At 39.8% G+C, this 20,539-nt stretch carries 21 protein-coding genes; 6 read left to right on the top strand and 15 right to left on the bottom strand.

Translation table 11 applies throughout. The features are described 5' to 3' along the window. Position 1: 1 nt before the first annotated feature. From AB4128_RS12270 to mioC, 5 genes are all read right to left on the bottom strand, one after another. Positions 2-895: a ParB/RepB/Spo0J family partition protein gene (locus tag AB4128_RS12270; protein WP_055025457.1), complete on the bottom strand. Its 894-nt coding sequence runs from the start codon at positions 893-895 to the stop codon at positions 2-4. Between the two features lie 15 nt (positions 896-910). Further along, on the bottom strand, positions 911-1,693 hold the full coding sequence (locus AB4128_RS12265) for a ParA family protein (RefSeq protein ID WP_055025458.1): 783 nt from the start codon (positions 1,691-1,693) through the stop codon (positions 911-913). A 58-nt stretch (positions 1,694-1,751) separates the two neighbouring features. Continuing rightward, positions 1,752-2,372, bottom strand: coding sequence for a 16S rRNA (guanine(527)-N(7))-methyltransferase RsmG (gene rsmG / locus AB4128_RS12260; RefSeq protein ID WP_055025459.1), 621 nt, complete (start codon positions 2,370-2,372; stop codon positions 1,752-1,754). Positions 2,373-2,491: 119 nt separating this feature from the next. Beyond that, positions 2,492-4,381 (bottom strand): tRNA uridine-5-carboxymethylaminomethyl(34) synthesis enzyme MnmG, encoded by a 1,890-nt coding sequence (gene mnmG / locus AB4128_RS12255; protein ID WP_065108815.1) that lies wholly within the window; start codon positions 4,379-4,381, stop codon positions 2,492-2,494. A 453-nt stretch (positions 4,382-4,834) separates the two neighbouring features. Continuing rightward, the gene (gene mioC / locus AB4128_RS12250; RefSeq protein WP_119969581.1) at positions 4,835-5,287 is read right to left on the bottom strand and encodes an FMN-binding protein MioC; all 453 of its coding nucleotides are present in this window, start codon (positions 5,285-5,287) and stop codon (positions 4,835-4,837) included. A gap of 114 nt (positions 5,288-5,401) precedes the next feature. Between mioC and AB4128_RS12245 the strand changes: the two genes are divergently transcribed. Continuing rightward, positions 5,402-6,787: a sodium:alanine symporter family protein gene (locus AB4128_RS12245; protein ID WP_065108813.1), complete on the top strand. Its 1,386-nt coding sequence runs from the start codon at positions 5,402-5,404 to the stop codon at positions 6,785-6,787. 62 nt (positions 6,788-6,849) lie between these two features. Here AB4128_RS12245 and AB4128_RS12240 read toward each other — a convergent pair whose 3' ends face one another. Then, positions 6,850-7,341, bottom strand: coding sequence for a MarR family winged helix-turn-helix transcriptional regulator (locus tag AB4128_RS12240; protein ID WP_372037813.1), 492 nt, complete (start codon positions 7,339-7,341; stop codon positions 6,850-6,852). 99 nt (positions 7,342-7,440) lie between these two features. Here AB4128_RS12240 and AB4128_RS12235 point away from each other — a divergent pair, with 99 nt between their 5' ends. After that, on the top strand, positions 7,441-8,643 hold the full coding sequence (locus AB4128_RS12235; protein WP_080917311.1) for a multidrug effflux MFS transporter: 1,203 nt from the start codon (positions 7,441-7,443) through the stop codon (positions 8,641-8,643). A 191-nt stretch (positions 8,644-8,834) separates the two neighbouring features. Here AB4128_RS12235 and fghA read toward each other — a convergent pair whose 3' ends face one another. Then, entirely contained in the window at positions 8,835-9,671 is an 837-nt protein-coding gene (fghA, locus tag AB4128_RS12230) for an S-formylglutathione hydrolase (RefSeq protein WP_372037811.1), read from the bottom strand. 113 nt (positions 9,672-9,784) lie between these two features. Then, the gene (locus AB4128_RS12225) at positions 9,785-10,915 is read right to left on the bottom strand and encodes an S-(hydroxymethyl)glutathione dehydrogenase/class III alcohol dehydrogenase (protein ID WP_055025466.1); all 1,131 of its coding nucleotides are present in this window, start codon (positions 10,913-10,915) and stop codon (positions 9,785-9,787) included. A 143-nt stretch (positions 10,916-11,058) separates the two neighbouring features. Here AB4128_RS12225 and AB4128_RS12220 point away from each other — a divergent pair, with 143 nt between their 5' ends. From AB4128_RS12220 to AB4128_RS12210, 3 genes are all read left to right on the top strand, one after another. Continuing rightward, positions 11,059-11,934, top strand: coding sequence for a LysR substrate-binding domain-containing protein (locus AB4128_RS12220; protein ID WP_080917314.1), 876 nt, complete (start codon positions 11,059-11,061; stop codon positions 11,932-11,934). Positions 11,935-12,149: 215 nt separating this feature from the next. Then, on the top strand, positions 12,150-13,670 hold the full coding sequence (locus AB4128_RS12215) for a flavocytochrome c (protein ID WP_055025468.1): 1,521 nt from the start codon (positions 12,150-12,152) through the stop codon (positions 13,668-13,670). Positions 13,671-13,694: 24 nt separating this feature from the next. After that, positions 13,695-14,048, top strand: coding sequence for a cytochrome c3 family protein (locus AB4128_RS12210; RefSeq protein ID WP_055025469.1), 354 nt, complete (start codon positions 13,695-13,697; stop codon positions 14,046-14,048). Between the two features lie 214 nt (positions 14,049-14,262). On the opposite strand, the gene AB4128_RS12205 is transcribed toward AB4128_RS12210, so the two are convergent. Then, complete coding sequence (locus tag AB4128_RS12205) at positions 14,263-15,138, bottom strand: LysR family transcriptional regulator (protein ID WP_055025470.1); 876 nt, start codon at positions 15,136-15,138, stop codon at positions 14,263-14,265. Between the two features lie 134 nt (positions 15,139-15,272). Here AB4128_RS12205 and AB4128_RS12200 point away from each other — a divergent pair, with 134 nt between their 5' ends. Beyond that, positions 15,273-15,920, top strand: a complete 648-nt coding sequence (locus AB4128_RS12200; RefSeq protein WP_065108807.1) for a TetR/AcrR family transcriptional regulator — start codon at positions 15,273-15,275, stop codon at positions 15,918-15,920. 5 nt (positions 15,921-15,925) lie between these two features. On the opposite strand, the gene AB4128_RS12195 is transcribed toward AB4128_RS12200, so the two are convergent. The 6 genes from AB4128_RS12195 to rpmH form a co-directional block, all read right to left on the bottom strand. After that, positions 15,926-16,531, bottom strand: a complete 606-nt coding sequence (locus AB4128_RS12195) for a PolC-type DNA polymerase III (protein WP_372037807.1) — start codon at positions 16,529-16,531, stop codon at positions 15,926-15,928. Between the two features lie 6 nt (positions 16,532-16,537). Further along, entirely contained in the window at positions 16,538-17,896 is a 1,359-nt protein-coding gene (mnmE, locus tag AB4128_RS12190; protein WP_211031318.1) for a tRNA uridine-5-carboxymethylaminomethyl(34) synthesis GTPase MnmE, read from the bottom strand. Positions 17,897-17,979: 83 nt separating this feature from the next. Then, positions 17,980-19,611 (bottom strand): membrane protein insertase YidC, encoded by a 1,632-nt coding sequence (yidC, locus tag AB4128_RS12185; protein WP_055025474.1) that lies wholly within the window; start codon positions 19,609-19,611, stop codon positions 17,980-17,982. Positions 19,612-19,614: 3 nt separating this feature from the next. Then, entirely contained in the window at positions 19,615-19,869 is a 255-nt protein-coding gene (gene yidD, locus AB4128_RS12180) for a membrane protein insertion efficiency factor YidD (RefSeq protein WP_119969590.1), read from the bottom strand. After that, complete coding sequence (rnpA, locus tag AB4128_RS12175) at positions 19,836-20,192, bottom strand: ribonuclease P protein component (protein ID WP_055025475.1); 357 nt, start codon at positions 20,190-20,192, stop codon at positions 19,836-19,838. The genes yidD and rnpA overlap by 34 nt, the downstream gene beginning before the upstream one ends. A 16-nt stretch (positions 20,193-20,208) precedes the next feature. Further along, entirely contained in the window at positions 20,209-20,346 is a 138-nt protein-coding gene (gene rpmH, locus AB4128_RS12170; RefSeq protein ID WP_011867659.1) for a 50S ribosomal protein L34, read from the bottom strand. Positions 20,347-20,539: the final 193 nt, after the last annotated feature.

Here is a 20,539-nt window from a genome sequence, read left to right as displayed (position 1 = left end):
TTTAGTGAATTTTGCTAAGTATTCCATCTAATTCAGCAAGATCTTGGTAGTTTATTACAATTTTACCTTTACCTTTACTGCCATGATTTATAGCCACTTTAGCACCTAATTTTTCAATTAACTGTTGCTCCAAGCGGGTTACATCATGATCTTTAGCTGGCTTTTCGGCTTCTTTGGTAGGATTTAGGGCTTTATTCACTAATCGTTCAGTTTCACGAACTGTCATTTCTTTAGAAGCGACTAATCGAGCAAGGTTTGTTTGCTCATCACCTTCAATAGCCAATAATGCTCGAGCGTGACCCATATCAATATCGCCATACTCTAATAAACGTTTTACTGGCTCATTTAAACTGTTTAATCGTAATAAGTTAGAAACACTTGCTCTAGATTTTCCGACAGCATCAGCCGTTTGTTGATGGGTTAATTCAAATTCTTCAAGTAAACGTTGTAATGCAATGGCTTCTTCCATTGCATTAAGGTCTTCACGCTGGATATTTTCAATCAAGGCAATTGCTACGGCGGATTCATCAGGTACTTGCTTAACAATACAAGGAACTTGCTCTAATTGAGCAATTTGCGATGCTCTCCAACGACGTTCGCCAGCAATGATTTCGTATCTTTCAGCATCAACTTTACGAACAACAATAGGCTGAATGATACCTTGTGACTTAATAGATTCAGCTAATTCATCCAGTGCTTCTGGTGACATGTCTTTACGCGGCTGATATTTACCAGATTGCAATAAATCCACATCTAGCATTAATAAACCATCTTCTTTCGGCGCTTGGTCGATATTGATGTTAGGTTGAGTCTGTTCTGTTTTTCTATTCGCAGCGCTACTATTGCTTAGTAATGCATCCAAACCTTTACCTAAACCACGTTTTTTTAACGTCATTTTATTCCCTTACGCTTACTTTGATTCTGTTTGTTGCTCTGCACGGCGAATAATTTCACCCGCTAAAGCTAAATAGGCTTTGGCGCCAGCACTTGATTTATCATAATACATCGCAGGAGCACCAAAACTAGGCGCTTCAGCTAAACGGATATTTCTTGGAATAACGGTGCGATATACTTTTTCGCCAAAATGTTGTTTTAGCTGATCGGACACATCATTAGATAAACGATTTCGAGGATCATACATGGTTCGTAAGATCCCTTCGATGCTCAAATTAGGGTTAACCATCGCACCTAATTTGGTGATGGTATCGATCAATGCAGTTAATCCTTCTAATGCATAATATTCACACTGCATTGGCACTAATACAGAATCAGCGGCAGACATCGCATTGACCGTCAACATGTTGAGCGACGGCGGACAGTCAATAAAAATGAAATCATAATCATCTTTTACTGCTGCCAAAGCATTTTTTAATCGAATTTCTCTTGCAAAAAACTCCATCAGCTTAATTTCTGCTGCAGTTACATCACCATTACCCGCAATAAGATCATATTTACCGGTCGTATCTTTGATCACTATCTCTTCGAACGGCTTTTCTTCAACAAGCAATTCGTATGCGGTATTTTCAACTTCATATTTGTCGACACCGCTGCCCATAGTGGCATTACCTTGCGGATCAAGATCGATTAACAGCACTTTGCGTTTTGTGGCTGCAAGTGATGCTGCTAAATTAACACAAGTTGTTGTTTTTCCAACGCCACCTTTCTGGTTGGCTACGGCAATGATTTTACCCACGTGTTCACCCTAAGGACTTATTTACGATGTCCGATAATATTTATTTTTTTCCTGACTATTATTTCTTGGTCAGTTTTAACAGATGTCTTTGTTCATCGAGCTTTGGCACTGTTAACGAAATGGTTTCAGTGACTGTAAACTCGTTAGGAATACTGGCCATTTCTGCATCACTAAGTTGGCCTTTAAGCGCATAAAATTGGCCATTGTCAGCTGGTAAGTGATGACACCAAGTCAACATGTCTTCAATTGATGCAAAAGCACGGCTAATTACGCCATCAAATTTTTGCTCGGGCTCATAAGCCTCAACACGACTTTCAACTGAAGTAATGTTATTGATCTTTAATTCAAATTGAACCTGTTTTTGAAAACGAATACGTTTTCCTAAACTATCAAGTAACACAAACTCTTTATCGGGATTAAGAATTGCTAGTGGGATCCCAGGTAAACCAGGTCCAGTCCCAACATCAATAAAACGCTGCCCTTTAAGATAAGGAGAAACCACTAAACTGTCCATAACATGACGGATTAACATCTGTTCAGGATCTCTAACCGAAGTTAAGTTATAAGCTTTATTCCATTTGTTTAGCATGGTAACAAACCCAACAAGCTGTTGTTGTTGAGTTTCTGTTGCTGATATACCAGTTTCAGCAAGATAAATCTTAAGTTGATCGGCTAACACGCTAAGTGACCTCTAAATCAAAGGGAATCGTTAATCATCGGGTATTATGAATGGCAGAAATGACTAAGGGAAGTCTCAATGCTTCCCTTATTGGTTAAAACACAACTTTTTACTGCGATTTATGCGCTTTTACGTAATAAACCACGTTTTTTAAGGTGAACCAGTAAAATTGAAATTGCGGCTGGGGTCATTCCAGAAATACGTGAAGCTTGGCCAATGGTTTCAGGTTTATGCTCATTCATCTTAGCAATGACCTCATTCGACAAACCTTGCACTTCTTGATAATCCAAATCCAATGGTAAAACTGTCGTTTCATGACGGATTGCTTTGTCAATTTCACCTTGCTGTCTTTGAATATAGCCTGAATATTTCACTTGGATCTGAACTTGCTCTGCAGCACGCGGATCGTCAACACCTGGGCCGAAACCTTCTAAACTCATTAATTTACCGTAATCCATTTCTGGACGACGTAATAAATCTTCAAATGATGCTTCACGTGAAATAGGTGTATTTAATTCAGGATTCAATACATCCAGTAACGGTGAGTTTTTATGAACCCAATTACTGCGTAAACGCTGTAATTCAGTTTCAATTAACTCTTGTTTTTCACTAAACTTCTGCCAGCGCTCATCATCAACTAAGCCTAATTCACGGCCTTTTTCAGTGAGACGTAAATCAGCATTGTCTTCACGAAGTAACAAACGGTATTCAGCACGACTGGTAAACATGCGGTAAGGTTCTTTTGTGCCAAGTGTTGATAAATCGTCAACCAATACGCCAATGTATGCCTGATCTCGTCTTGGACACCAAACTTCTTTGCCTTGTACTTGCAATGATGCATTCATTCCAGCTAACAAACCTTGTGCACCCGCTTCTTCATATCCGGTTGTGCCGTTAATTTGTCCAGCAAAGAATAAACCATCAATATTTTTAGTTTCTAAAGAGTTTTTAAGATCTCTTGGATCAAAATAATCATATTCAATGGCGTATCCAGGACGAATGATCTCAGCATTTTCCATACCTTGAATAGATCTAACCAAATTTAATTGTACATCGAAAGGTAGACTTGTTGAGATCCCATTAGGGTAGATCTCATTAGTGGTTAACCCTTCTGGTTCAATAAAAATTTGATGGGAGTTTTTGTCTGCAAAACGATTAATTTTATCTTCGATCGATGGGCAATATCTTGGACCAATTCCTTCAATAACACCTGAGTACATTGGGCTACGATCGAGTCCTCCACGAATAATATCGTGAGTTTTTTCATTGGTATGTGTGATGTAACAAGAAACTTGTTCAGGATGCTGGCTAACATCACCAATGAATGACATGACAGGTAACGGACTGTCACCTTTTTGTTCTTGCATTTTATCGAAATCAATCGTGTTTGCATCAATTCTTGGTGGCGTGCCCGTTTTTAGACGTCCAACACGAATTGGTAATTCTTTTAGTCTATTAGCGAGTGCAATTGCAGGTGGATCACCTGCTCTTCCGCCGCTGTAATTTTCTAAGCCAATATGAATTTTACCACTTAGGAAAGTACCGGTTGTTAATACAACGCTTGGGGCTTCAAATGCTAAGCCCATTTGAGTAACAACACCTAAAACTTTATTGTTTTCAACAACTAAATCGTCTACAGCTTGTTGAAAAATACGTAGATTGGGTTGATGTTGTAAAATTTGTTGTATTTTTTGACGATACAAAGCTCTATCAGCTTGTGCACGAGTCGCTCTAACAGCTGGGCCTTTGCTTGAATTTAATGTTCTAAATTGGATACCTGCAAAGTCAGTTGCGGTTGCCATTGCACCGCCTAAGGCATCAATTTCTTTTACCAAATGGCCTTTGCCAATCCCACCAATGGCTGGATTACAAGACATTTGTCCAAGGGTATCAATATTGTGTGTCAGTAATAGGGTTTTTGATCCCATTCTGGCAGCAGCTAAGGCTGCTTCGGTTCCGGCATGACCACCACCAACAACAATTACATCAAACCGTTCATGAAAATGCATTTTGTAACCTTGGATAAAATAAATTTCTAATTTAGATCTTTAAACGAAAGACTCTCTGAGCCGAGTATTTTAGCACCTGGTTTGCTTTTCGGGAATGATCAATTTTCGTCTTTCGATCAGAGGAGGTTTGCTTAATAGATCTTAAGATCTTTTTAAAGATCTCTTTGTTATGTTTATTATTAGGATCGTGCTTTTCTGTGGGTAAGCCTAATTTTTCTTTATATTCAATGGGTAATAGATAAACGATCTTGTGATCTAACTGCGATCTAATTCAATATAAGTTGGGGATAGATCGGCTACTTATCCACAGGGGGGATCTTTAACCAGATCAGGTGTGGATCAATACAAAGTTATGATCGGATAAAATAATACCTTATCCACATAGTTATCTTGTAAATTAACTTATTGTGGATAAGGTTGGCTAATTTTGTGAGTATAAATGAAGATGTTAACTTAATTAGTGGGAGTGATCGACGATTGCCATTGAGCTAACCAAGCAAGCGCGGCATCTTCAGGTACTGGATCCATTTGAACATCGATTTGGATCTTATTCACAAATGAGATTGCACCGAGTTGATCTAACCTTGAAATTATTTTTTCTGGGCCTTGGCAAAAAGTATCGTAACTTGAATCACCAATAGCGCATAACGCATATTTTAGCTCTGTAAGATCATCATTTGTGGCGATCAATTGTTGATAAAAAGGCGCTATATTGTCGGGAAGATCACCAGCTCCATGTGTAGAACTGACGATCATCCATAGGGATTTGGGATCTAATTCAGATAAATTAGGAGCGAGATGTATTTGAGTTTCGTGGCCTAATTTGTCTAATTCTGCAGCCATATCGTCTGCTACATATTCAGTACCACCTTGCGTTGTACCGACTAAAATTTCGATTTTTGCCATATTATTGCCTTTGAATTAACCGTTAATTGTCATAGTTTACGCTGATTTATCATTGCACAAAGCGGTTTTTGTCCGTATTTTCAATAGTTACATTTAACAAAAATATAACTTTTCATGTCTCTTGTTTCTATTACTGCCCAAATAGCCGATTTAGCTTGGGGCCCACATATGTTGGTATTACTTGTGGGTGGAGGGCTTTTTTTCCTTATTTATTCGAGGTTTATTCCGTTTCGATATATTGGTCATGCCATTAATATTGTAAGGGGTAAACATCCAGATAAAGGTGCAGAAGGGCATATTAGTCACGCTGGTGCACTCTCCAGTGCAATGGCAGGTACCGTTGGAATGGGCAACATCGGCAGTGTCGCTGTCGCAATCATGGTGGGTGGTCCAGGCGCTATTTTTTGGATGTGGATCAGTGCCATTGTTGGAATGGCGACCAAATTTTTTACTTGTACCTTAGCGATAATGTATCGAGGTAAAGATGAAAATGGCGATGTACAAGGTGGCCCTATGTACATTATTACTCAAGGGTTATCTAAAAAGTGGCACTTTTTAGCAGTTTTCTTTTGTGTTGTAGGCCTAGTGGGTAACTTTCCATTATTTAACTCTAATCAACTGGTACAGATTATTCGTGAATGGCTAATTGTAAAACCAGGATATTTTCCAGCTAATGAATCTACTTTTTGGATCGATTTATCACTGGGTATCGTCGTTATGCTGATTGTTGCTAGCGTTATTTTAGGCGGGATCAAACGTATTGCATCTGTGGCATCAAAGGTGGTGCCATTGATGATCCTCATTTATATGAGCTGTGCTTTTTATGTTATTGCGACTCATATAACTGAAATACCTCATTACTTTGCATTAATTTTTACAGAGGCTTTTTCATTAAACTCAGTTGGAGGCGGCATATTAGGTACTATGCTAATTGGCATTCGTCGTGCGGCTTTTTCAAATGAAGCGGGTATTGGTACCGAAGTAATGGCTCATGGTAGTGCGAGAACCAATGAACCTGTTAAAGAAGGCCTTGTCGCTATGCTTGGTCCAGCCATTGACACTTTGTTAGTGTGTACTGCAACAGCAATGATAATTTTGATTTCTGGGGTTTGGCAAACAGGTGAAGCACAAGGTGTTAATTTATCTGCCCAAGCCTTTGAAATGACAATGCCAGGAGTAGGGCCTTATCTGTTGATATTGTGTGTGGTGTTCTTCAGTATCAGTACCATTTTTACTCAAGCATTTTATGGTGGCCAGTGCTTTGCATTTTTATTTGGTCGTCAACGGTTACGTTTATATCAGTACTTTTTCTTGTGTGCGATTTTATTTGCTGCAACGGCAAGTATTCAAGAAATTGTTAATATTATTGATGCGGCATATGCCTTAATGGCTATTCCGACGATGACGTCTGCTATTTTACTTGCGCCAAAGGTGAGGGCAGAATCTAAACGTTACTTTGCTAAACTTGCCAATAAGTCATTGACTACAAATCATCATTAATGAATAGAAATAGATAAAATGCCAGCTAACATTTAGCTGGCATTTTTTATTGCTGTTGAGTGTTAATTCCAACTCAAGAGTAGTTTACTAAGTAGTATATCTAGCTGTTTTATCTCATCTTCTGACAAAATTGCTAATTTTTTTTGTTCATTTTTATGAAGTTCAACGATGATAGCGTCAACCAGTTCTTTTCCCATTGGTGATAACTTAACCAGCTTACTACGTTTGTCGTCAGGATTATCCAGTCTTTCTATTAGCTCAGCTTGCTTCATCCTGTTTAGGACTTTTGTTAAACCGCCTGAACTGAATAGTAGAGAGTGGTAAAGGGTGGTTGGTGACAAACAATAAGGCTCGCCACTTCTTCTTAAGGTTGCCAGAATACCGAAGTCTGCACCTTGTATTTGGTAATGACCTAATAGCTCTTCGAGATCTGTTCTGATGTGATGATGAGCTCTGAGCAATTTAAGAATCGACGGAGAAATATGGTCGTATGCTTCAGGCCAATTAATTTTTGTTGATTGTAAAATGCTATCGACACTTTCCTGTTTTGGCAAAATCTATTCATTTAATCAGTGGGTGTTGCAAGTAATATATCTTGCTAGAAAGGTAAAATCTAGCTAGTATCTTTCTGGAAAGGTACTTTAGAGGTGTAAATGCAACAATCCATATCTAAAAGCTTAATTCTGTTACTTGCTGCTGTTTTTGCGATGACTCCATACGCGATCGATAGTTATCTGCCAGCGATTCCAATCATTGCAACTGATTTCAATGTCGACACTTCTTTGATTGCGATTACCGTCAGCATGTATGTTTTCGGGATGGCAATTGGTCAGTTAGTTGGCGGACCACTATCTGATAAATTTGGCCGTCAGCCAATTATGTCATTAGGTTTACTGGTGTTTGGTGTTTGCAGTTTAGTGTTGGCTTTAGTCGATTCTCTGGCGTTTTTTTGGCTTTGGCGTTGCTTGCAATCAATTGGTGGCGGTATGGCTGTTGTTGTTGTTCCTGCAACTATTCGTGATAATGCAGAAGGAAAAGAAGCGGCGAAAGTATTCTCACTTGTGATGCTAATTATGATGATAGCTCCTTCTATTGCTCCCGCCATTGGCACCTTAATCATGAAAATATCCAGCTGGCATTGGATTTTCTTATCATCTGCAATTTTCGCAATCCTTGTGGCAATCTGTGCATTTTTTATTATGCCAAAGCATATAAAGGCTAGTAATACTATGCCTAGTACTAGCTTTAAAAGTGTTCTTAAGTTCAAACCTGCACGGGGATATTTAATTGCACAAGTGTTTTCTTATGCGCTATTAATCACGTTTATTACCAATGCACCTTTTGCTTATTTAGTTAAGTTTGGTGTTAGCGAAACGCTCTTTTCAGGGTTATTTATTGCTAATGTTGTGGGAGTTGTGATCATCAATCGTTTAAATGCTTATTTGCTTAATCGTTATGATGCTGAACAAATGCTGTTGGCATTTTTAGGGTTAAAAGTGTTCGGTGGACTTGTTTTGTTCTGTTCAATTTTGATTATGCCAAATAATCTATGGTTTGCTGTTTCTGGCTTTGTTATCTGTATGGCGGCGACTGGTGGGACAATATCTAATGCAAGTGTAAGCTTTTTAAAGCACTTTGGTAGAAGTGCAGGTACTGCTTCAGCGTTAATGGGAGCTATGCAGTTTTTCATCGGCGCAATTATTAGTGGTATAACAGCATTACTGTTGAAAGACGCTTTATGGCCCATGGTGCTGATCATGTTTGGATGTTCGGTTATTGCACTTTTAGCGACATTAAAGGCTAATGCACTTAACAGAAAAATGACTGAGACAAAGATGAGTTATTGCGTTAATTAGTCTTTCTATCAAGTTATTTTCTTCATTATCAATGCGTGTAACTGCCTATATAAAAGCCTCAATGTTATTCACATTGAGGCTTTACTATCTTTATAAGGCTGTTATTTCTATTTTGAAACTCTAACTATGTTTCACATGGAACAATGACCTCTTTTTTAGGTAAAGGCTCATTGAACATTGTCGTTTTCTATTTATAAATACTTTGCATGGAACCTTAAATGGTCTTCGATAAAACTACTAATGAAGTAGTAGCTATGATCGTAGCCTTCTTGCATACGCAGGGTTAAAGGGTATTCCTGTTCTTTGGCTGCATCGACTAATACTTGTGGTTTTAACTGCTCTGCTAAGAAATTATCATCGCTACCTTGGTCCACCAGCATAGGAATAGCGGCTTGAGTAAGCTTCATTAATTCCGTGCTGTCATATTCAAGCCAATCTTGTTTATCTGTACCTAGATAACCAGTAAAAGCCTTTTGTCCCCAAGGGCAATTAATAGGATTACAAATCGGGCTGAATGCTGAGATTGACTGATAACGCTGCGGATTTTTAAGACCGATACTGATAGCACCATGACCGCCCATTGAGTGACCACTTATGCTGCGCTGCTGAGAAACAGGAAAGTGTTGTTCAATGAGTTCTGGCAACTCGTTCACAACGTAGTCATACATTTGATAATGGGTATTAAAAGGGGCTTGAGTTGCATTGACATAAAAACCTGCGCCTAGACCAAAATCATAAGCTCCTTCGCTGTCGTCTGCGATATTCTCACCACGTGGGCTAGTATCTGGTGCCACAATGGCAATACCCAGTTCCGCAGCTATTCGTTGAATACCTGATTTTTGCATAACATTTTCATCGGTGCAGGTTAAACCTGATAACCAATAAAGCACAGGTACTTTTTGAGTTGCCGCTTGTGGTGGTAAGTAAATGGCAAAACGCATTTGGCAATTTACCGTGTCTGAATGATGGTTATATTGCTTTAACCAGCCACCGAAAACTTTATTACTGCTGACATTTTCTAACGTCATGTTGTTATCACTTCTTTTGAAAATGCCTTATCAACTGATAAGGCATATGGTTGTCTTAAGGTGTTCAATTCAGAATATGTTAGCGTTCTGAATGGATAACATTTGCGCAGAGCTTACTTGTCGAAATGAATGACAGAGCGAATACTTTCTCCGCTGTGCATTAAATCGAAAGCATCATTAATTCCTTCAAGCCCCATAGTGTGAGTGATGAAGTGATCTAATTTAAACTCACCATTTAGATACTGCTCAACAATGCCTGGTAATTCACTGCGTCCTTTAACACCGCCAAATGCGCTGCCTTTCCAGACTCGGCCTGTCACCAACTGGAATGGACGAGTTGAGATTTCTTGTCCTGCACCAGCAACACCAATAATCACAGACTCTCCCCAACCTTTATGACAACACTCAAGTGCACTGCGCATCACATTAACGTTACCGATACATTCGAAAGAGAAATCAACACCACCGTCGGTTAGCTCTACAATGACATCTTGAATAGGTTTATCGTAGTTTTTAGGGTTAATGCAATCTGTCGCGCCAAGTTTAGTAGCTAGCTCAAATTTAGATTCATTTAAGTCAATACCAATAATACGTGAAGCCCCAGCCATGGTAGCGCCAATAATTGCTGATAAACCAATGCCACCTAAACCAAATATGGCTACGGTATCGCCTTTTTGAACCTTAGCGGTATTAAGTACGGCGCCCATACCTGTAGTGACACCACAACCTAATAAACAGACTTCTTCTAGTGGCGCATCTTTATTCACTTTTGCAAGTGAGATTTCAGGTAATACGGTGTACTCGGAGAATGTTGAACAACCCATATAATGGAAAATTGGCTCACCATCTTTATAAAAGCGAGTAGTACCATCAGGCATTAAGCCTTTACCTTGGGTTTCACGTACTGCGCTACATAGGTTGGTTTTACCTGATGTACAGAATTTACATTTACCACACTCAGCGGTGTAAAGAGGAATAACATGGTCACCGACTTTAACGCTAGTGACTCCTTCACCGACCATTTCAACAATCCCGCCACCTTCATGGCCCAGAATTGCCGGGAAAACACCTTCTGGATCATCACCTGATAGGGTAAATGCGTCAGTATGACAAACACCCGAAGCGATAATCTTTACCATCACTTCTCCCGCTTTTGGGTACATGACATCAACTTCTTCAACTGATAAAGGTTGTCCTGGTCCCCATGCAACAGCGGCTTTAGACTTAATAAATTGTGCTGACATTGTGTTTGTCCTTATTAAAGATGAACGACTAAATTGAATCTACTTAGTGTAGATGAGATTTTGTAGTGATAGATCTATTGTATTTATTTTCTGTCAGTTGATAATAAGCTTAAATTACAAATGACTTTTACAGGTGAGTAATAATGCTGCCATGGGAAGGGGTTTATGAGTTTGTCGCAGTAGCTGAAACGGACAGTTTTACTGCTGCTGGTAAGCGTTTGTCTATTTCAACAGCCCAAGTTAGCCGTCAAATTAGTCAGATTGAAAATAGGTTAAATACTAAACTTTTTTACCGTACCACCAGAAAAGTCTCTCTGACAGAAGAAGGGCAAGTTTTTTATCGGCATTGTAGGCAGGTGATTGATGGTCTCGAAGAAGCTGAGCGAGCCATCAGTAGCCTGCAAAATAAACCGCAAGGGTTAATCAAGCTGACTGCACCAGTGACCTATGGTGAGAAGTTTATCATGCCGATTGTGACTGACTATATGCAGCAATATCCTGATGTCGAAGTGATTTGTGAATTAACAAACAGGCAATTAGATTTAGTTGAGGGCGGTTATGATTTGGCTATTCGCTTAGGCCGATTACCTGACTCTAGTATGATGGCAAAGCGGCTAACCAGTCGTGAGCAATTTGTGTGTGCTGCACCTGAGTATATTAATCGCTTTGGTGCGCCATATTCATTATCTGAACTGAGTCAGCATAATTGTTTAATCGGCTCGCAATCTCACTGGCACTTTAATGAATTAGGTAAGGCGAGAAGTATAAAAGTACATGGGAACCTGCAATGCAGTAGCGGTATTAGTTTATTGGATGCGGCATTAAAAGGCCTGGGAATTGTGCAATTACCAGGTTATTACGTTAAACAGGCTATTGCTGACAATAAGCTAAATGTACTACTGGCATCTTTTCAACAAGAAAAAGAAGGCATATGGGCTTTGTATCCACAAAACCGTCATCTATCTCCTAAAGTCAGATTATTGGTAGATAAACTCACTGAATGTTTACCTAAGCAGTAATCTGTAATGTGTTATTGATTCATCTTGCTTTGAGATAGCGATTTGGAACCTATTCCAAATCGCTATCGCACATCCATATTTGATTAAAATATGCGCTGTGGTTCATTTCTGTAAATCTACCTATTTAGATATAAGTAAACCTTGGTTGATTCCCTTTTTGGAATTGATTCCATCTTTATGATGAAGGAGTCAATTTAAAAAAAGGGTGATGACCTATGAGTAATGTAGATCTGTTAGGACGCCGTAAATTTATCGCAGGGCTTGGTGTTGCAGCGGGTGCTGCAATGGTGGCTCCAGCGATGGCTGTTTCTGAAAAAGCAGACGGTGTTAAGTGGGATAAAGAAATTGAAATCGTCATTATTGGTTCTGGCTTTGCAGGGTTAGCAGCAGGAATTGAAGCGACGAAATTGGGTGCCAAGGACGTCCATATTTTTGAAAAAATGTCCTATTTTGGTGGTAACTCAGCCATTAATGGTGGTTTATTTGCTGCACCAGGTACGCCAATGCAATCAAAAGAAGGCGTTAATGATTCTGTAGATCGTATGGTTGCAGACCAATTAGCGGCTGGACGTGGTATTGCTGACGAAGCTTTACTACGCCATGTTGCTGAGCATGCTATGGAAGCATTGCAAATGACCTTTGATGCAGGGTCTGAATATCATCCATATTTACAGCAACTCGGCGGTCATTCGGTTGCTCGAACTTACCAAACAACGGTGAGTTGTGGTGCTGGTATTACTCAACCTTTGTTACATAAATGCCGTGAATTGGGTGTGCACACCCATAACCGTTCTAAGTTTGAAGGCTTCCTTGTCGGCGAAAAAGGTGAAGTGTTAGGCGTTAAAATGCGTGATAACTATCACTTTGGCGAAGATCAACCAGGCAAAGTGATTAATATCCGTGCAAAACGTGGCGTGATTATGGCGACAGGAGGTTTTGCTCAAAATGTAAATCTGCGTATGGCGCAAGATCCAACGTTAACCTCTGAAGTAGGTTGTACCAATGCTCCAGGTGCTACAGGCGAAGGCATGTATGAAATGTTCCGCCTTGGTGCCGTCCCCGTTCATTTAGCACATATTCAGTCTGGCCCTTGGGCGTCACCTGATGAAGGTGGTTTTGGTTATGTATCTAACTATTCTATCTATAACTTCCCTCATTCTATTGCGATTAACCGTTTAACTGGTCAACGTTTTATGGATGAAATTGCTGACCGCAAAACGCGAGCTGATGCTGAACTTGCGTGCCGTGATGAACAAGGAAATGCATTACCACCTATTTTAATCACTAGCTACAAAGATTCTAAAAAGCATCCTAATACCAAAAAAGTCATTAAGTACAACGTGGGGTGGAAGTTTGACTCTGTTGAGGAATTAGCTTCGCATTTTAATGTGCCGCTAAAAGCACTCAAAACTCAAATTGAAGAATATAACCAATACGTTAAATCTGGTGAAGATAAGCAGTTTGGTAAAAATATGACTAAGGCTGCAGGTAAGTATATTGAAGCGCCTTTTACCGTTGTGCGTTTATGGCCAAAAGTGCATTACTGCCAAGGTGGCGTTCAAATTAATACCAAAGCAGAAGTAAAAGACAGCTTCACGGGTGTTGCGATTCCAGGGCTTTACGCTGCTGGTGAAGTCTGTGGTGGTATCCATGGTGTAAGCCGCTTAGGAAGTTGCTCTATTCCTGAGTGTATGGTCATGGGAATGACTGCTGCTCGTAGCATGATGAAAGCGTAACCCAATTTACAAGAGGAATTATTGATGAACACATTAAAGATAATGCTTGCATTGGGATTATTATGTTTAAGTAGTGCCAGCGTTCAAGCAGTAGAAATCAGAGACCATCATAAGGAAGTGATTGGTAAGGATTGTAAAGCTTGTCATGATCAGGGGATTAAACAATTCCCTTCAGATCAAGCTTGTCAGCAGTGTCATGATGTTGATGAGTTAGCTGAAACAACAGCGCGTAGTGAAGAAGACAAGTGGCAGAATCCACATAATAACTTGCATTATGGCAAAGAGTTACCTTGTCAAGAGTGTCATGGTGAACATAAAGCGAAAAAGCCTATTTGTAGTGATTGTCACACGTTTAAATACGACAAACATAAAGAGTAGTTCTTTATTGTTTTAGTTAACTTATAACAGCAGATAAGTCAGCAGTTGCTTATCAATTGCCTCCCCCTTTGGGTAAGATAATTGCTGATAATCAAAGCCTCTAATTCATCATCTTAGGGGCTTTTTTTATGTTTTTTATTGAGGTTTATTTGTAGGTTTTATTAATAAGTACAACTTATGCTTTGATATCGAACCTTCAGCAAGGCGAGTTCACTTATTCACTGTCATCATTATGATGTGCTAGGTTTTCTACATTGGCTTTAATCAACGAAATTAACTGTAAGGTAGCATCTGTTTGGGTATCAGGATTGAGATAAAGTGCTTCGTTGAATACCGGTAATATTGGCAGCCCATGCTCAACGGGATCGAGTATTTGCATTTTGTCGCTGATCCGAAATTCAGCAATGGGGGCAATGGTAAGATCGTTTTCAACGGCCATACACAATGCTTGTGGTGACGGGGTTGATAGTAATACATTGATCGAGCGCATTGTTAATTGATGATTGGCAAAGACTTGTGCGCGAATTGGGCAATTTTCTGGGTACAGTGCCATAGGAATAGCGCTGCGTTTATGGGCATTACCATTCTTGGCTGCTACCCAATGAAAGCGTCGTTCAAAAAGCAACTCTCCATTAGCCGGTGTTTGCCAATGAGTTGCAACGATGACATCAAATTCACCTTGTTGTAAGCGTTTGTATAAATTTCCGCTCACGTCAGTATCAATCACTAATTCAATTCGCGTAAATTCACGAATAAATTCTAATAAACAGCTGCTTAAATATCGTTTTATATAATCTGTTGGAACACCTAATCGAATGATTTCTCGATTTTGGCCATCTTTTAAATCATCTAAAGCTTGTGAACTTAACTGCATCATTTTATAAGCATAGTTAAGCAAAGTGACACCTGATTCTGTCAAGGTGACCCCTTTGTTATCACGGATAAGCAGTGGTTGACCAACGCTTTCTTCAAGCTTTTTAATCTGCAAACTTAATGCAGATTGAGTGCGGCAAATTTGTTCAGCAGCCTTTGATAAGTTGCCATTTTCTGCCACAGCAATAAAGCTTTCAAGCAATTCTATTTTTAGCATTATCTTTAGGAATATTGGCTATTGGAATTGTTCATAGTGGTATCAGTATTACTTAATATCGAATAAGTAAGAAGCTTGTTATTGTACGAATGTGAAGTGATAACAAATTATTGATGAAAAGTAAGGGATGCATTATGAGTAGCTGGCAACAACGAGGTGATTACTTAGTTGAAGTGTCACAGCGCTATTTAAAAGGACATAAAACCTTCGATCTTTGTCGTTCGCATTTAGTAAAGGCTAGCCAAATTTCAAAAGGGACTGTGTATAACCATTTTCCCAATGAAGCTGATTTAATTGTGGCTATGGCCATTGATGATTTAAACCATTGCTTAGCCCAAGCAAAACTTGATGAACAAGCTTATGCAGATCCACTCAATATGTTTCTGTTCCATCAATGCAGGCGTTTACATGATGCGTTAGTAAATCAACGTTTTGTGATTGAACGAGTGATGCCAAATGAAGATATTTTATCCCATGCAAGTGAGGTATATCAGCAAGCGTATCAGCAGCGCTATGATGAGTATTTTGCTTGGTTTCACCATGTGATTGATAAGATAGGTAAGATTGTTGGTTTTAATCGAGCTGAACTGGTGACTCATTATTTACGTGGCGCCATCATCAATACTGACGATGCGGGTAAAGATGGTCTTGATCCTAATTTATATTATCAATATTGCTACGCTATTACCCAATTGCTCGGCCATTCAGACAAGCGATTACCTAAGCTTACTGTATTTAAAGATTGGCTAAGTAAAATGCCGCAACAACAATCTGCGGCATAACTATTTTATTGGCTAAGAAAAGCGATAACTTTAGCTTTTGGCATGCCTGTTATCATCTGGATATGCTCAAAAGAGATCGCTTGTTGAGGTTTATATTGCTTGATAGTTTCAAGTTGATGGAGCCATAAATGACCAGTCATGGTTGCATCTGCTAATGCTCGGTGAAAAACACCATCATTTGGCAATTGATGATAATCAACCAATGTCCCCAGTTTATGATTAGGTGCATCTTGATTGATCCTACGAGACAAGAGTAAAGAACAAGCAAATTGACCTGAGTATTGATGATTTATCCTATTGAACTCTGCGTCTAAAAATTTCTTATCAAAGCTGGCGTTATGGGCAACGAGATTAAAGTCGCCCATAAAGTCTGCAAAGCGTGCCATGACCGTTTCGCAATCATCAGCAGTTTGTAGCATTTGATTGCTAATTCCTGTGTAGTTTTCAATGAAACTATTTATCCGTCGGCCTGGGTTCATCAGTTCTTGAAATGAGTCAACCACGACACCATCTACTAATTTTACTGCACCAATTTCAATGGCTCTATCACCATTATCGGGTGATAAACCTGTGGTTTCGAAATCAAGAACGACGACATTATTTGCTGACATATTGTGTTACTTACCAATACAGAATGAACTGAAGATTTTACCGAGTAGATCATCGGAGGTAAATTTACCTGTGATTTCTGATAAGGCCATTTGCGCCATACGGAGTTCTTCTGCAAGTAACTCGCCTGCCAAGTAAACTTCAAGTTGTTCTTTACCTAATTGCAAATGGCTTGAAGCGAGATCTAATGCCTCTAAATGACGACGACGGGCAATAAAACCACCTTCAAGGTTACTTTGATAACCCATTAAGGATTTTAGGTGTTGTTTAAGTTCTTCAACGCCTAAACCTGTCTTAGCTGAAATACGGTAAACATTGTAGCCGTGCTCATCAGTTGTCATGACAGGCTCACCAGTTAAGTCGGCTTTATTTCGCACCACAGTAACGCCAAGTTTAGCGGGGAGGCGGTCGATAAAATCTGGCCAGATTTCATGTGGATTTACGTCTGTGGTTGTGGTGCCATCAACCATAAATAGCACTCGGTCTGCTGTGGCTATTTCATCCCAAGCACGTTCGATACCTATTTTTTCAACCGTATCGGCTGTATCACGTAAGCCTGCAGTATCGATAATATGCAATGGCATGCCATCTAAGTGGATATGCTCACGCAGTACATCACGTGTGGTACCCGCAATTTCGGTTACAATGGCTGATTCTTTACCAGCAAGAGCATTTAACAGACTAGATTTACCCGCATTAGGACGTCCTGCAATGACAACTTTCATTCCTTCACGGATAATCGAGCCTTGTTTAGCACTGGCTTGAACTGAATCCAGTTTGTCGATGATGTTATAAAGTGAATTAGCAATTTTACCATCAGATAAGAAGTCGACTTCTTCATCAGGGAAGTCAATCGCTGCTTCGACGTATAAACGCAAGTTAGTGACTTGTTCGACAAGTTGGTGTACTTCATCTGAGAACTCACCTTGGAGCGAGTTTAAGGCGCTTTTAGCGGCTTGTTCGCTGGTGGCATCAATTAAGTCAGCGATAGCTTCAGCTTGGGTTAAATCAAGCTTGTCATTCATAAAGGCTTGCTCACTAAACTCACCAGGTTTAGCAATGCGAAGACCATCCACTTCCATTACACGCTTTATGAGCATGTCTAAAACGATTTGGCCACCATGGCCTTGAAGTTCTAATACATCTTCACCAGTAAAGGAGTTAGGCCCTTTAAAGAACAAAGCAATTCCTTGGTCAATAACATCACCAGCAGCATTTTTAAAATCGCAATAATCGGCATAACGGGTTTTAGGTAAATGGCCTAACACCTGCTGTGCTACATCAGCGGCTTTATCACCCGAAATACGAATGATACCTACACCGCCACGACCTGGTGCGGTTGCTTGTGCCACGATAGTGTCTGTCATTGAGGAAAACCTTTGTTTAATTTAATAAATGAAAAGGCGGCTCAATAGCCGCCTTTAAAGATTATATCAGTTTGAGCTATGACTTATTTTAAGCCTTTTTTCTCAAGACCTGCATAAATAATCTTTTGTTGTGTGATTGCGACTAAGTTACCGACTAACCAGTAAAGTACTAGACCTGATGGGAACCATAGGAAGAATACTGTAAAGATAACTGGCATCCATTGCATCATTTTTACTTGCATTGGATCCATGGTTGGTGCCATTGGCTGCATTTTTTGCATTAACCACATAGACACACCCATTAGTAGTGGCAATACGTAGTAAGGATCTTGAACCGATAAATCGTCAATCCAAAGCATGAATGGCGCATGGCGTAACTCATAACTTTCTAGTAATACCCAGTATAGTGCAATGAAAATTGGCATTTGTAGCAAGATTGGAAGACAGCCGCCCATCGGGTTAACTTTCTCTTTCTTGTACAACTCCATCATTGCTTGACCCATCTTCTGACGGTCATCACCAAAGCGTTCTTTTAACTCTGCAAGCTTAGGCTGCAAGTTACGCATCTTAGCCATTGAAGTGTATTGCGCTTTTGTAAGTGGGTATAAAATACCACGTACAGAAAGCGTAATTAGGATAATTGCAACACCCCAGTTAGTGACAATCGACTGGAAGAACATCAATAGTTTGTAGATAGGAATTGCTAACCACCAAAGGAAGCCGTAATCAACAACTAAGTTTAATGTTTCAGAAATGTCTGAAAGTGCTTTTTGGTCTTTAGGACCAACGAAGAACTGAGCACTAATCGTTTGTTGTGCACCAGGAGCAATATCATGTACTGCGCCGCGGAAACCAATATTAGCTTGGCCACCCGCACTCATGCTAGAGAAGATAGTATTTGAATCGTTTGCTGGTGGTACCCAAGCTGACACGAAGTAATGTTGAAGCATCGCTGCCCAACCACCTAATGTTTGTTGGTTTAGGTTACTCTTAGCAATATCTTCAAAGTCATATTTTTCATAGCGTACACTTTGAGTCGAGAATGCTGCACCACGGTATGTTGGCATCATCATGCTACTTTCAGATGCTTGTACCGTTTGTTTAATTTGACCGTACATTTGCATTTGAAGCGGCGCTGAAGTGGTGTTGTTTACGTTGTAATCAACAGTCACATCAAATTGGCCACGGGTGAAAGTAAATACTTTGGTATAGCTTGCGCCATTTGCATCCACATAACTTAATGGTACAGATAACGTATCTTGACCATCAGCTAGTTGATAAAGTTCTGACTCTGCAGAGAAGTGTGCACGTCCGTGAGTACTGCTATCAATACCATCACGACCGATTAAACCACTTTGAGAAATATAGTTGAATGCGCCATTTTGCTCTAAAAGAACAAATGGGTCATTACTATCAATTTCAACTTTATGGTCAACCAAAGCAGCATAAACAATATCACCGCCGACTGGGTCAATTTTAATGTCTAACTGATCGGTTTTAACTTCAATCAGATTTTGAGTTGCCGGTAATTGAACAGGCATACTTGAATCTGCATCGGGTACATCGCTATTGCTGTGCGATGGTACATCATTCGTTTGAGCAACCGTAGTTTGTGTCGCGACTGGTTGCGGTGCTTTATCGTCTTGCCATGCTTGCCAAAGTAAAAAACTGACAAACAGTAGTGCGATAAGCATTAAATTGCGTTGAGATTCCATAGCCTATTTGTTACACCTGTCATTTTTAGGGGGGACGGGATCACTTCCGCCGGGATGTAAAGGGTGACATTTTAGTATGCGTTTCGCTGCAAGCCAACAACCTTTCACTGTTCCATGCGTTTTTATTGCGTCAATCGCATAATAAGAGCACGTTGGGTTGAATCTACAGCGAGGACCCAGCATGGGGCTGATAAGAAGTTGGTAACCACGAACAGCCTTAATGGCTAGCCATTGTAACGGCGACTGAGCTTGCGCCATAACTTCTCTGTTAACTTGTGTAATTCTGCATTTTCCATATCGACCACACCATTTCTAACCAAGACAACAATATCAAGATTTGGAATGTCGTGCTGATTTAAACGGAAATTTGTTCTGATTATTCGCTTAATTCGGTTGCGATCACTGGCATTTTTAACAAAACGTTTTGCAACTGTTAATCCAATACGAGGATGTTGTTCAGAATTAGGTACAGCGAGCAGAGTTATTTCAGCAGAAGATGCTTTGATAGGATTTGAGAATACAGATTTAAATTGCGCGGGAGTTAACAGACGTAACTCCCGCGTAAAAGCATAGCTAGTCACTATGGTTATCTACTGATTAAGCAGATAAACGAGCGCGACCTTTTGCACGACGACGTGCAATCACTTTACGGCCGCCTACAGTGGCCATACGTGCGCGGAAGCCGTGAGAACGCTTACGCTTCAGGTTGCTTGGTTGAAAAGTACGTTTACTCATTTTGGCAATCCGTATATTTAGTAGTTAATAAACCTTACATTCTTAAAATAAGAGGTAAGGGCAAAAAAGAGGCCGAATTGTAATCACTTTAATCACTACCGTCAACAAGGAAAGTGGCTATATGAACAATTTTTACCTAATTAACTTTGAGGCAAACATCAAAAATGCACTATACTGTGTGGATAACTCTGTG

This window comes from Shewanella sp. 10N.286.52.A9 (assembly GCF_041468985.1).
In the GTDB taxonomy this organism is placed as follows: Bacteria; Pseudomonadota; Gammaproteobacteria; order Enterobacterales; family Shewanellaceae; genus Shewanella; species Shewanella japonica.
The sequence above is the reverse complement of the archived record's forward strand: the minus strand, read 5'-3'. Positions and strand labels throughout refer to the sequence as shown.

What these genes read in the sequence shown, in the direction of transcription:
- AB4128_RS12270 (WP_055025457.1), bottom strand. Translation starts at nt 895, where the DNA reads ATGACGTTAAAAAAACGTGGTTTAGGTAAAGGTTTGGATGCATTACTA.
- mnmG (WP_065108815.1), bottom strand. Translation starts at nt 4,381, where the DNA reads ATGCATTTTCATGAACGGTTTGATGTAATTGTTGTTGGTGGTGGTCAT.
- mioC (WP_119969581.1), bottom strand. Translation starts at nt 5,287, where the DNA reads ATGGCAAAAATCGAAATTTTAGTCGGTACAACGCAAGGTGGTACTGAA.
- AB4128_RS12245 (WP_065108813.1), top strand. Translation starts at nt 5,402, where the DNA reads ATGTCTCTTGTTTCTATTACTGCCCAAATAGCCGATTTAGCTTGGGGC.
- AB4128_RS12235 (WP_080917311.1), top strand. Translation starts at nt 7,441, where the DNA reads ATGCAACAATCCATATCTAAAAGCTTAATTCTGTTACTTGCTGCTGTT.
- fghA (WP_372037811.1), bottom strand. Translation starts at nt 9,671, where the DNA reads ATGACGTTAGAAAATGTCAGCAGTAATAAAGTTTTCGGTGGCTGGTTA.
- AB4128_RS12225 (WP_055025466.1), bottom strand. Translation starts at nt 10,915, where the DNA reads ATGTCAGCACAATTTATTAAGTCTAAAGCCGCTGTTGCATGGGGACCA.
- AB4128_RS12220 (WP_080917314.1), top strand. Translation starts at nt 11,059, where the DNA reads ATGCTGCCATGGGAAGGGGTTTATGAGTTTGTCGCAGTAGCTGAAACG.
- AB4128_RS12215 (WP_055025468.1), top strand. Translation starts at nt 12,150, where the DNA reads ATGAGTAATGTAGATCTGTTAGGACGCCGTAAATTTATCGCAGGGCTT.
- AB4128_RS12210 (WP_055025469.1), top strand. Translation starts at nt 13,695, where the DNA reads ATGAACACATTAAAGATAATGCTTGCATTGGGATTATTATGTTTAAGT.
- AB4128_RS12205 (WP_055025470.1), bottom strand. Translation starts at nt 15,138, where the DNA reads ATGCTAAAAATAGAATTGCTTGAAAGCTTTATTGCTGTGGCAGAAAAT.
- AB4128_RS12200 (WP_065108807.1), top strand. Translation starts at nt 15,273, where the DNA reads ATGAGTAGCTGGCAACAACGAGGTGATTACTTAGTTGAAGTGTCACAG.
- AB4128_RS12195 (WP_372037807.1), bottom strand. Translation starts at nt 16,531, where the DNA reads ATGTCAGCAAATAATGTCGTCGTTCTTGATTTCGAAACCACAGGTTTA.
- mnmE (WP_211031318.1), bottom strand. Translation starts at nt 17,896, where the DNA reads ATGACAGACACTATCGTGGCACAAGCAACCGCACCAGGTCGTGGCGGT.
- yidC (WP_055025474.1), bottom strand. Translation starts at nt 19,611, where the DNA reads ATGGAATCTCAACGCAATTTAATGCTTATCGCACTACTGTTTGTCAGT.
- yidD (WP_119969590.1), bottom strand. Translation starts at nt 19,869, where the DNA reads ATGGCGCAAGCTCAGTCGCCGTTACAATGGCTAGCCATTAAGGCTGTT.
- rpmH (WP_011867659.1), bottom strand. Translation starts at nt 20,346, where the DNA reads ATGAGTAAACGTACTTTTCAACCAAGCAACCTGAAGCGTAAGCGTTCT.